Here is an 11,928-nt window from a genome sequence, read left to right as displayed (position 1 = left end):
GTGCTTTTTTTATACATAAGGAGGCGGGATGGTTATGAAATGGGATCTGCTGACAACATCGAAGCTGAGCACAACTGAAATACAGGAAATCCTCAAAAGTGCATCGGGTTTTGCCAGGGGGGAAAGCTGGCAGCCAAAGAACAGGCTTTTTATCAGTAATTTGTTTTTTGAACCGAGCACACGGACAAAAACAAGTTTCGAGATCGCGGAACGAAAGTTGGGGCTCGAGGTGATTCCATTCGAGGTACAGACGTCAAGCGTCTTAAAAGGCGAGACATTGTACGATACCGTCAGGACACTTGAAGCGATCGGAACGGACGCCGTCGTGATCAGGCACAGTGCTGACAACTATTTCGCTGAGCTGGAAAAAGGCATCTCAATCCCGATCATCAATGGCGGCGATGGCAGGGGGCATCATCCTACTCAATCCTTGCTTGACCTGATGACTATTCAGCAGGAATTCGGAAGCTTCACAGGTCTGAAAGTAGCCATCATCGGGGATATCCTTCACAGCCGGGTCGCAAGATCCAATGCCGATGCCCTGGTGAGACTCGGAGCCAGCGTCATTTTTTCAGGACCTGAAGATTGGGTGGACATTCAAGGTCTCCCTCAAGGCTGTGAGTATATGGAAGTGGATGATGCAATCCGGGAGGCAGATGTTGTCATGCTGCTCCGTGTCCAGCATGAACGGCATGACGGAAAGCTCCTTTTTGAAAAAAATGATTACCATAATCGCTTCGGCTTAACGGTCGAACGAGAAAAGCAGATGAAAAAAGAAAGTATCATACTACATCCCGCACCGGTAAATCGCGGAGTGGAAATAGCAGATGGATTGGTGGAGTGTTCCAGATCAAGGATCTTCAAGCAGATGGAAAATGGTGTATACATCAGAATGGCTGTATTGAAAAGGGCACTTGAAAACAGGAATGGGGGAAGGGAAGATGTCAATGCTAATCAAAAATGGCAAGCTACTTACTGAAAACGGGTTTGAAAAAGTTGATATTTTAATAGAAAATGGAAAAATTTCAAAAGTAGAACCACAAATTTCCACTGATGCAGAAGAAATGATCGATGCAGCCGGAAAGCTTGTCGCACCAGGGCTGATTGACCTGCATATCCACCTTCGTGAGCCAGGCGGCGAAAAGAAAGAAACAATTGCGACCGGAACACTTGCAGCGGCGAAAGGCGGATTTACAACCGTGGCTGCCATGCCGAACACTAGGCCCGTACCGGACAATAAAACCCAGATGGAATGGCTGCAGGAAAGGATCCATGAAACTGCTTCTGTAAGGGTGTTGCCATATGCTTCGATCACTGTTCGCCAACTGGGCCAGGAGCTCACCAATTTCGCTGAACTGAAAGAAGTAGGTGCCTTCGCACTGACTGATGACGGAGTAGGAGTCCAGTCAGCAGGAATGATGCTTGAAGCGATGAAAAGAGCTGCAAAGCTTGATATGGCTGTCGTCGCTCACTGTGAGGACAATACACTGATCAACAAAGGCTCGCTTCATGAGGGGAAAAAAGCTGCAGAACTGGGAATCAACGGAATCCCTTCAGTATGCGAGTCGGTACATATCGCCAGGGATATCCTGCTTGCTGAAGAAGCTGGCTGCCATTACCATGTCTGCCATATCAGCACGAAGGAATCCGTCAGGACGGTGCGTGATGCGAAACGATATGGCATCAAAGTCACCGCAGAAGTTACACCGCACCATTTGCTGTTAAGTGAAGAGGATATACCTGGAAATGATGCCAATTTTAAAATGAATCCTCCGCTAAGGAGCAAAGCAGATCAGGATGCTTTAGTCGAAGGATTGCTCGATGGCACGATCGATTTTATCGCTACAGACCACGCGCCGCATACCAGCGGGGAAAAGGCGGAGGGAATCGAACTTGCGCCATTCGGGATTGTCGGGCTGGAAACGGCATTCCCGCTTCTATATACACATCTTGTTGAAAAAAATGTCCTCACACTAAAGGAACTGGTTGACTTTTTGACCGTCAAGCCTGCAAAAGCATTCGGGCTGCCATATGGGGAATTGAAGCCTGGTAGTGCTGCAGACGTCGTATTGATTGACCTGGAACAGGAAAAAGAAATCAATCCAGATGAATTTTTATCAAAAGGAAAGAATACACCGTTCGGCGGCTGGAACTGTAAGGGATGGCCTGTGCTGACGATCGCTGAAGGAAAGATAGTCTGGGAAAAGGGAGTTGTTAAGGCATGAAGAAGCAGCTGATATTGGAAGATGGAACAGTTTTTGTGGGAAAAGGCTTTGGAAGTGAAACAGAGACGACAGGTGAGGTTGTTTTCAATACCGGTATGACCGGCTATCAGGAAATCCTGTCAGATCCATCCTACTGCGGCCAAATCGTGACCTTGACCTATCCCTTGATTGGAAATTACGGAATCAACAGGGATGATTTTGAGTCGATCAACCCGGCAGTTCAAGGATTAATCGTCAAGGAAAATGCTGAGTTCCCTTCTAACTGGCGTACTGAACTGTCTTTGCACGATTACCTCAAAATGAAAAAAATTCCCGGGATTGCCGGAATCGACACTAGGAAACTGACAAAAATCATTCGCCAGCATGGCACATTGAAGGGCATGATTTGCGGTATCGAGGAGGATGCCGAAGAGATTGTCGCAAAACTGAGAATGAAAGACCTGCCTAATGATCAGGTGAAGCAAGTTTCGACGAAAACTCCATATCCAAGTCCTGGACGCGGCCACCGGATCGTCCTGGTCGATTTTGGGCTGAAACACGGAATCTTAAGGGAGCTGAATAACCGTGACTGCGATGTGATTGTCGTTCCATACAATACGACTGCCGAAGAGATTCTCAGCCTTAGCCCGGATGGCATCATGCTGTCAAATGGACCTGGGGATCCAAAGGACGTCCCGGAGGCAATCGAAATGATCCAGGGCTTGCTAGGCAAGGTGCCGCTGTTTGGGATCTGCCTTGGGCATCAGCTGTTCGCGCTTGCATGCGGGGCCAATACCGAAAAAATGAAATTCGGCCATCGAGGTTCAAACCATCCAGTTAAGGATCTGCGGATAGGAAAAGTGGCACTAACATCGCAGAATCATGGATACACGGTAAAAGCAGATTCAGTAACGGGAACAGACTTGGAGGTCACACATATTGCCCTTAATGATGGCACCATCGAAGGCCTCGCACATAAAAATGTCGCGGCATTCACAGTCCAGTATCATCCCGAGGCATCACCAGGACCGGAGGATGCAAATGGCTTGTTCAATCAATTCATGGAGTTAGTTGAAGCAGAAAAAAAGGAGGCTGTCGCACATGCCAAAGCGTAAAGATGTACAGACAATTTTAGTCATAGGTTCAGGGCCGATCATCATCGGCCAGGCGGCGGAATTCGATTATGCAGGCACACAGGCCTGTATCGCATTGAGGGAGGAAGGCTACAAGGTCATCCTTGTCAATTCCAATCCGGCGACCATCATGACGGATACGGAAATCGCCGATGTCGTTTATATAGAACCCCTTACCCTGGAGTTTGTATCAAGAATTATCCGTAAGGAGCGCCCGGATGCACTCCTTCCTACCCTTGGCGGCCAGACCGGCTTGAACCTGGCTGTCGAACTGGCCAATGCCGGAGTATTGGAAGAATGCGGCGTACAAATCCTCGGAACCAAGCTTGAAGCGATCAACCAGGCTGAGGACAGGGAGCTGTTCAGGAGTCTGATGCACGAGCTGGGACAGCCGGTTCCAGACAGCGAAATCATCCACAGCCTTGAAGAGGCGTATGCATTCGTTGAACAGATCGGTTATCCGGTGATTGTCCGACCTGCTTTTACAATGGGAGGAACTGGCGGCGGAATCTGCAGCAATGAAAAAGAATTGATTGAAATCGTGACAAGCGGTATTAAAAACAGCCCGGTAGGACAATGCCTGCTGGAGAAAAGCATAGCCGGATACAAGGAAATTGAGTATGAAGTGATGCGTGACAGCAATGATAATGCCATTGTAGTGTGCAATATGGAGAATTTCGATCCAGTTGGCGTCCACACAGGGGATTCAATCGTCGTCGCACCAAGCCAGACATTAAGTGACCGTGAATACCAGCTGCTCAGGAACGCAAGCCTGAAAATCATCAGGGCACTCAAAATCGAGGGCGGCTGCAATGTGCAGCTGGCACTTGACCCAGACAGCTTCAATTACTATGTAATCGAGGTGAACCCACGTGTCAGCCGGTCGTCTGCACTGGCTTCCAAGGCGACAGGATACCCGATTGCCAAGCTGGCTGCAAAGATCGCGATAGGGTTGACACTCGATGAAATGCTGAATCCGGTCACAGGCAAAACATATGCCTGCTTTGAACCGGCACTGGATTATGTCGTGACCAAAATCCCGCGTTGGCCATTCGATAAGTTCGAATCTGCCAACCGTACACTCGGAACGCAAATGAAAGCTACCGGAGAAGTCATGGCAATTGGCAGGAATTTTGAAGAATCCTTGCTAAAGGCGATTCGTTCGCTTGAAGCGGATGTCACTCACCTTTCGTTGAACAATAAAGATGAAATCGATGATGCCTTGCTTGAAAAAAGGATCCGCAAGGCCGGGGATGAGCGGCTATTTTATCTGGCGGAAGCGATCAGGAGAGGAATTACAATCGAAACTCTGCATAGCTGGAGCAAAATCGACTTATTCTTCCTATATAAATTAGAGAAATTAATAGCTTTCGAAGAGGAACTGGCAGCACAGCCATTCGAGCTCGAAACAGCCAAGACTGCAAAACAAAAAGGTTTTGCCGATAAGGTCATCGCCAACTTGTGGAAGGTGACAGAAAAAGAAGTATACCATTGGCGCTTAGATAATAAGCTGATTCCCGTCTTCAAGATGGTCGACACTTGTGCAGCTGAATTCGAATCTGGCACTCCATATTTCTATGGCACATATGAAGAAGAGAATGAATCGATTGTGACGGAAAAGCCAAGCGTCATCGTACTGGGGTCTGGTCCAATCAGGATCGGCCAGGGAATCGAATTCGACTATGCAACCGTCCACTCTGTCAAAGCCATCAAAGAGGCAGGTTATGAGGCGATCATAGTCAATAACAACCCGGAAACGGTGTCTACCGATTTCAGCATCTCTGATAAATTGTACTTTGAACCACTTACAATTGAAGATGTCATGAACATCGTGAACCTGGAGAAGCCGATTGGCGCGGTTGTCCAATTCGGGGGACAGACAGCTATCAATCTAGCATCGAAGCTGGTGGACAGAGGCGTGAAAATCCTAGGCACAAGCCTTGAGGACCTCGATCGTGCCGAAGACAGAGACAAATTTGAACATGCGCTTTCAGACCTGGACATTCCACTGCCAAAAGGAAGCACGGCAAAATCAGTCGAAGAAGCAGCCGCAATCGCTGCAAAAATCGGGTATCCAGTTCTCGTCCGCCCATCCTATGTACTCGGCGGCAGAGCCATGGAAATCGTCTATAAGGAAGAAGAGCTTCTCCATTATATGAAAAATGCTGTCAAAGTGAATCCGGAGTATCCTGTCCTGATCGACCGCTACTTGACTGGTAAAGAAGTTGAGGTTGATGCGATTTCCGATGGCAAAAATGTATTGATTCCTGGGATCATGGAGCACATCGAAAGAGCCGGCGTCCACTCAGGCGATTCAATCGGCGTCTATCCGCCGCAAAGTCTGAGTGAAGAAATTAAGCAAAAGCTGGTATCTTACACGATCGATCTTGCAAGGGGACTTAACATCATCGGCTTGCTGAACATCCAGTATGTAATCGCGAATGAAGAGGTTTTTGTCCTGGAAGTCAATCCGCGTTCAAGCAGGACGGTTCCATTCCTGAGCAAGATCACGAATGTGCCAATGGCCAAAATCGCGACAAAAGTGATCCTTGGACAGAGCATCGAAGACCAGGGCTACCAGACAGGACTTGTACCAGAGCAAGAGGGAGTGTTTGTCAAAGTACCGGTGTTTTCCTTTGAGAAACTGCGCCGAGTCGACATCACGCTTGGACCAGAAATGAAATCGACAGGGGAAGTAATGGGCAAGGATACAACACTTGAAAAAGCTCTGTATAAAGGTATGATCGCTGCCGGAATGAAATTCAAGGAGTTCGGAACTGTGCTGCTGACAGTGGCGGATAAAGATAAAGAAGAGGCACTGGTTTTAGCCAGAAGGTTCTCGAGTATCGGCTATCAGCTGATGGCTACCGAGGGCACGGCAAAATACCTTCAAGATAACGGAATCAAAGTCAAAACAGTCGGCAAGATTGGCTCTCAAGGCCAGAACCTGATTGATGTCATCCGTAAAGGCGAAGCCCAGATGGTCATCAATACGCTGACAAAAGGAAAACAGCCTGAACGCGATGGCTTCAGGATCCGCCGTGAATCAGTTGAAAATGGTGTACCTTGCCTGACTTCACTGGATACAGCAAAAGCGATATTAAGAGTCATTGAATCAATGACCTTCTCTGCGGATGCCCTAAAACCGATGGAGGCAGCCAAAGAAGGTGTCCTCTCATGATCAGGCAGGAAATCTGCAAAGTGGTCAGCAACAGACAAATTGCCGACAATATCTTTGAACTAGTGCTGAGAGGTAATCTATCCGCAGAGATGAACCAGCCTGGACAATTTGTCCATGTAAAGACTGCTGAAGGATTCGATCCACTCCTGCGCCGTCCGATCAGCATTGCTTCAATCAATGATGGAACATTCACAATCATATACAGAAGGCAGGGAAGAGGCACTTCCCTGCTTGCCGAAAAATACGCCGGAATGCCGGTCGATGTCCTCGGCCCGCTGGGAAATGGGTTCCCGGTGGGGGAGGCAATGCCCGGGCAAACCGCAATCCTGGTTGGGGGCGGAGTTGGAGTACCTCCTATGTACGAGCTGGCTAAACAGCTTGCCAAAAACGGGGTGAAGGTGATCAGCATTATCGGGTTCCAATCAGCAGATGCTGTTTTTTATGAAAAAGAGCTTGGCGATTTTGGCGAAGTGTATGTCGCGACCGTTGATGGGTCTCACGGGAGGAAAGGGTTTGTGACAGATATTCTTGAAGGCCTCAACGCGGATATTATTTACGCTTGCGGTCCGACTCCTATGCTTAGAGCAATCGAGAATGGAAATTATGCGGCGAAAACCTACCTGTCGCTCGAAGAACGGATGGGCTGCGGCATCGGCGCGTGCTTCGCCTGTGTTTGCCATACGCAAGACGATCCAAAAGGATTCTCATATAAAAAGGTTTGCAGCGACGGACCGGTATTTAAAGCAGGGGAGGTTGTCATATGAGTTCACTATCAATCGAGCTGCCTGGACTTCATCTGAAGAATCCAGTCATGCCTGCATCGGGCTGTTTCGGCTTTGGCAGGGAGTTCAGCCAGCTGTACGACCTGAGTCTGCTTGGGGCCATCATGATCAAAGCAACTACTCCCGAACCACGCTTTGGAAATCCTACCCCAAGGGTCGCGGAAACACCAGGCGGGATGCTGAATGCCATCGGCCTGCAAAACCCTGGTCTTGAAAAGGTGTTCAATGAGGAACTGCCTTGGCTCGATCAATTTCATGTTCCGATCATTGCAAACATAGCCGGTTCTACGGAAGATGATTACGTCGCTGTCGCTGAACAGCTGTCAAAGGCACCGAATGTAAGCGCGCTTGAACTGAACATCTCCTGTCCGAATGTCAAAACTGGCGGAATCGCTTTTGGTACTGATCCTGAAATGGCAAAGGCGCTGACAAAAAAGGTAAAAGAAGTATCCGAAGTGCCTGTATATGTGAAGCTTTCCCCTAATGTTACTGACATCGTCAGCATAGCGAAGGCCGTTGAGAATGGCGGGGCTGACGGAATCACAATGATCAATACATTGCTTGGAATGAGACTCGACCTGGCTACAGGTCAGCCGATCCTTGCGAATAAGACGGGAGGGTTATCCGGCCCATCTGTAAAACCAGTAGCCATCAGGATGATTTATGAAGTCAGCCAGCACGTATCCATCCCGGTCATCGGCATGGGCGGCATCCAGTCAGCTGAGGACGTGGTTGAATTTTTCCTTGCGGGAGCAAGTGCGGCCGCAGTAGGAACCCAGAATTTCGTTGATCCATTCATTTGCCCGAAAATCATTGAAGAATTGCCTGAACTACTGACCAGGCTGGGTGCAGAACATATTTCCGAGTTGACGGGAAGGAGCTGGAAGAAGAATGAAAGACTCGCTTATTATCGCCCTTGATTTTCCAGACAAGGGACAGGTGCTGGATTTTCTTGTGCCATTCGGAACTGAACAGCTTTTTGTCAAAGTTGGAATGGAACTCTTTTATTCCGAGGGACCATCCATCATTGAGGAGTTAAAAAAGCAGAACCATAAAATTTTCCTCGATTTGAAGCTTCATGACATTCCCAATACAGTGAAAAGTGCGATGAAGGTCCTGGCGGGTTTAGGCTGTGACCTTGTCAATGTCCACGCTGCTGGCGGTTCGGAAATGATGGCAGCGGCTCTCGAAGGTCTGGATGCAGGCACGCCATCGGGTCTTAAGCGCCCTGAATGTATTGCTGTAACACAGCTGACAAGTACATCCGCAGTCCAGGTCAATGAGGAACAGCTAATCGGTGTTTCCTTGCAGGAATCCGTGCTGAATTACGCGGAATTAGCGAAAAAGGCAGGTTTGGATGGAGTTGTCTGTTCACCACATGAAGCCGGCATGATTCATGGCCGCTTAGGAACGAAATTCCTTACCGTCACACCGGGAATCCGTCCAGTGGAAAGCGGGCAGCAGGACCAGAAGCGGACAGCAACCCCTGGGTTCGCCAGAGAACAAGGAATCTCGGCAATCGTCGTTGGCAGGCCGATCACCCTTGCTGTGGACCCTCTTGAGAGCTACCTTAAGATTAAAAATGACTGGAAGGGTGTAAGAATATGAAAAAAGAAATCGCAGAATCGTTGCTTGAAATTGAGGCGGTAAGCTTGCAGCCAGATCATCCATTCACATGGTCGTCAGGACTGAAATCACCTATCTACTGTGACAATAGACTGACACTCTCTTATCCTGAAGTCCGGAGAAAAGTGGCCGAGGGATTGAAGGATCTCATCGAGCTGCATTTCCCGGAGACAGACATGGTTGCGGGAACAGCTACTGCCGGAATCCCTCACGCTGCCTGGGTTAGTGAACTGCTGGATCTTCCAATGTGTTATGTCCGTTCTAAAGCAAAGGGACATGGAAAAGGCAATCAGATTGAAGGCAAGGTGACAGAAGGGCAGAAGGTTGTGGTCGTAGAGGATTTGATTTCAACTGGAGGCAGTGTGATCGAAGCCGTACAGGCGTTGCGGAACGCCGGCTGTCAGGTGCTTGGAGTAGTCTCGATTTTTACATACCAACTGGAAAAAGGAGAACAGCAGCTGAAATCGGACAATATTGAAGCCTACTCCTTGACCGATTTCAGTACACTGGCAAAAATCGCAGAACAAAAAGGATTGATCACGCAGGAGAACCTAATCAGTCTGGAAGAATGGAAACAGGATCCAGCTGAATGGGGAACAGCTAAAAACTCCTGATCCACGCCAAAACAGAAGAGAACCTGCCGGGCTTGCCGGCAGGTTCTTCTATCTCTACATTAAATTATAAAACCATTTTTGTGTGGATAACTACATAAGGGAGTCTTAATCCAGCTCCAGCGCCTAGCCCCTCGAGACGCTTGTCTAGTGTCGCCTCCTAGAAACTCCGAAACTTCAACTCCGCCCGCAGAAGCAAAAAGCGCTTCTTTGTCGGAGTCTCCAGTTTCTGCGTTTCTGGGCAGTCGGCTATACTTTTCGATTTCGGTCCTGCCAATGAAGTCAAAGAACGACTTCACTGGCAGGCCCTCCAGCGCTTGTCGGGGCTGAACAAGGCGCTTGCGCTTTTTGTTCTTCATTGCTTCAATTTCAAAATCACATCTTCATCCGGTGTGACATAAACGGTCTGCTGCTGTTCATAAATGACGAATCCAGGTTTTGCACCGGCCGGCTTCTTAACATGGCGGACCCTGGTGAAATCGACTGGAACGGAGCTTGAATTCCTTGCTTTGCTGAAATAAGCAGCAATCTGGGCAGCCTCAAGGATGACATCTTCAGCCGGCTCTTTGCTTCGGATCACGACATGTGATCCGGGAATGTCTTTTGTGTGCAGCCAGATTTCATCCCGGGCTGCAACTTTATTCGTCAAATAATCATTTTGCTTATTATTTTTCCCGACGAGGATGTCTGTTCCGTCAGTGGAACGATATTTTTCAAGGACAGGTTTCATGTTCTGTTTATTTTTACTGCCTTTATTCTGTCTCGCCCGGATATATCCGCCTTCGACCAATTCCTCCCTGATCTCTTCAATATCCTTTGGCGAAGCTGCTTCAACCTGCTGCAGCAGGGAATCGAAATAGGCAACTTCGTCCTGTGCCAGGCGAATTTGCTCTTTTACGATATTTACGGAGTTCTTGGCCTTTTGATACTTCGTAAAATATTTTTGTGCATTTTCCGATGGCGTTTTCCGCGGATCCAAAGGAATGGTGATGGAAGCTCCGTCCTCATCATAATAATTAACGACCGAAATCTCTTTCATTCCCTTTTGTGCCATAAAGATATTCGCGGTCAGTAATTCTCCGAAAAGCTGGAACTGCTCTGCCTTTTTCGCATCCTCCAGGGTTGCTTCAAGCTTCTTGATTTTCTTCTCGTTCTTTTCTTTTTCATTCGCCAGCAGACGTTCAAGGTCATTTCCCTGTTGCTTGACACGGTCGCGCTCAGCTTTTCCAAAATAATAGCGGTCAAGCAGCTGGCTCAGCGTTTCGAAGGATTTTGTCTCTCCCTGCAAATGTTCAAGCGGGAGCAGGTAAAAGGCCTCCTTGTTGCTTCCATAGGTTACAGCCGGCTTGTAATGATGATTTTTCATCTCTTCCATCATGGCGACAAAAGCTTTTGGAAGGGTTGTCCGGTTGACGAGCCCTGCCTTGAAGGTGATTTCTCTTGCAAGAACCGGCGATACCCCCGCAAAATTTGCAACCAGCTGCTTATCGATTTTACCCGCGTTGAAATCAACCACGCGAAGAACATCTTCTTCCACAGCTTCAAGCGGGTTCAGTTTTTCCTGTTGAGGAGGCATAATGTATTCCTGGCCAGGCATGATCGCCCGGTGTGAATTCACAGCGAAAGAAATATGCTTGATGCTGTCAAGAATGACATTCCTGTTCTTATCCACAATGATGATGTTGCTGTGGCGCCCCATGATCTCGACAATCAGCTGTTTGTATGAAATATCGCCGATTTCATTCCGGCCTTTCACTTCGAAAATGATCATCCGGTCAAGTCCTGCCTGCTTGATATCTTCGATGATGAAGCCCTCAAGATGTTTTCGCAACAGCATGCAGAACATTGGAGGCTCATTGGGATTATCATATTGCTCATTGGTGATCTGGACCCTGGCATAGCTCGGATGAGCAGACAGCAGCAGCTTGTGGTTGACACCGTTCGCTCTCACCGCAAGGATGATTTCGTTTTTAAATGGCTGGTGTATTTTATTGATCCTTCCCCCTTTAAGCATCGAGGAAAGTTCGTGTGTGATCGCTCTAGTAAATAATCCGTCAAATGACATTTGAATTACATCCTTTTCTATTATCTGGCATGTCGTGGTAAAAGCAGGTTATTTGTTTGGTTCAGGTTTTATATTGTCCAGCTCCAGCGCCTAGCCCCTCAAGACGTTTCGGTCCCAATGAAGTCAAAGAGCGACTTCAATGGTCGGCGCTCCAACGCTTGTCGGGGCTGACCAAGGCGCTTCCGCTTTTATATTGTCCAGCTCCAGCGCCTAGCCCCTCGAGACGTTTCGGTCCGCCCAATGAAGTCAAAGAGCGACTTCAATGGTCGGCCCTCCAACGCTTGTCGGGGCTGACCAAGGCGCTTCCGCTTTTATATTGTCCAGCT

Annotated in this window: 9 protein-coding genes; 8 read left to right on the top strand and 1 reads right to left on the bottom strand. The window is 48.3% G+C overall.

The genetic code is table 11. The features are described from left to right. The first annotated feature begins 28 nt into the window (after window positions 1-28). Genes ACNAZ4_RS01685 through pyrE form a run of 8 tightly spaced genes read left to right on the top strand, consistent with a single transcriptional unit; the run spans window position 29 to window position 9,540 of the window. Window positions 29-979, top strand: coding sequence for an aspartate carbamoyltransferase catalytic subunit (locus tag ACNAZ4_RS01685; protein ID WP_415812455.1), 951 nt, complete (start codon window positions 29-31; stop codon window positions 977-979). Continuing rightward, complete coding sequence (locus ACNAZ4_RS01680) at window positions 942-2,225, top strand: dihydroorotase (RefSeq protein ID WP_415812454.1); 1,284 nt, start codon at window positions 942-944, stop codon at window positions 2,223-2,225. The genes ACNAZ4_RS01685 and ACNAZ4_RS01680 overlap by 38 nt, the downstream gene beginning before the upstream one ends. Then, window positions 2,222-3,319, top strand: coding sequence for a carbamoyl phosphate synthase small subunit (locus tag ACNAZ4_RS01675; protein ID WP_415812453.1), 1,098 nt, complete (start codon window positions 2,222-2,224; stop codon window positions 3,317-3,319). The genes ACNAZ4_RS01680 and ACNAZ4_RS01675 overlap by 4 nt, the downstream gene beginning before the upstream one ends. After that, the gene (carB, locus tag ACNAZ4_RS01670; RefSeq protein ID WP_415812452.1) at window positions 3,306-6,518 is read left to right on the top strand and encodes a carbamoyl-phosphate synthase large subunit; all 3,213 of its coding nucleotides are present in this window, start codon (window positions 3,306-3,308) and stop codon (window positions 6,516-6,518) included. The genes ACNAZ4_RS01675 and carB overlap by 14 nt, the downstream gene beginning before the upstream one ends. Next, window positions 6,518-7,282 (top strand): dihydroorotate dehydrogenase electron transfer subunit, encoded by a 765-nt coding sequence (locus tag ACNAZ4_RS01665; RefSeq protein ID WP_415812985.1) that lies wholly within the window; start codon window positions 6,518-6,520, stop codon window positions 7,280-7,282. Before carB ends, ACNAZ4_RS01665 begins: the two co-directional genes overlap by 1 nt. After that, window positions 7,279-8,220, top strand: a complete 942-nt coding sequence (locus ACNAZ4_RS01660) for a dihydroorotate dehydrogenase (protein WP_415812451.1) — start codon at window positions 7,279-7,281, stop codon at window positions 8,218-8,220. Before ACNAZ4_RS01665 ends, ACNAZ4_RS01660 begins: the two co-directional genes overlap by 4 nt. After that, the gene (gene pyrF, locus ACNAZ4_RS01655; RefSeq protein WP_415812450.1) at window positions 8,192-8,908 is read left to right on the top strand and encodes an orotidine-5'-phosphate decarboxylase; all 717 of its coding nucleotides are present in this window, start codon (window positions 8,192-8,194) and stop codon (window positions 8,906-8,908) included. Before ACNAZ4_RS01660 ends, pyrF begins: the two co-directional genes overlap by 29 nt. Next, window positions 8,905-9,540: an orotate phosphoribosyltransferase gene (gene pyrE, locus ACNAZ4_RS01650; RefSeq protein WP_415812449.1), complete on the top strand. Its 636-nt coding sequence runs from the start codon at window positions 8,905-8,907 to the stop codon at window positions 9,538-9,540. The genes pyrF and pyrE overlap by 4 nt, the downstream gene beginning before the upstream one ends. A gap of 352 nt (window positions 9,541-9,892) precedes the next feature. On the opposite strand, the gene ACNAZ4_RS01645 is transcribed toward pyrE, so the two are convergent. Beyond that, on the bottom strand, window positions 9,893-11,602 hold the full coding sequence (locus ACNAZ4_RS01645; RefSeq protein ID WP_415812448.1) for an Rqc2 family fibronectin-binding protein: 1,710 nt from the start codon (window positions 11,600-11,602) through the stop codon (window positions 9,893-9,895). Window positions 11,603-11,928 lie beyond the last annotated feature (326 nt).

The sequence above is a fragment of the Mesobacillus thioparans genome, assembly GCF_965138835.1.
Taxonomy (GTDB): Bacteria; Bacillota; Bacilli; order Bacillales; family Cytobacillaceae; genus Mesobacillus; species Mesobacillus thioparans.
Note: the sequence above shows the minus strand (reverse complement) of the source record. Positions and strands in the feature narration are given on the sequence as shown.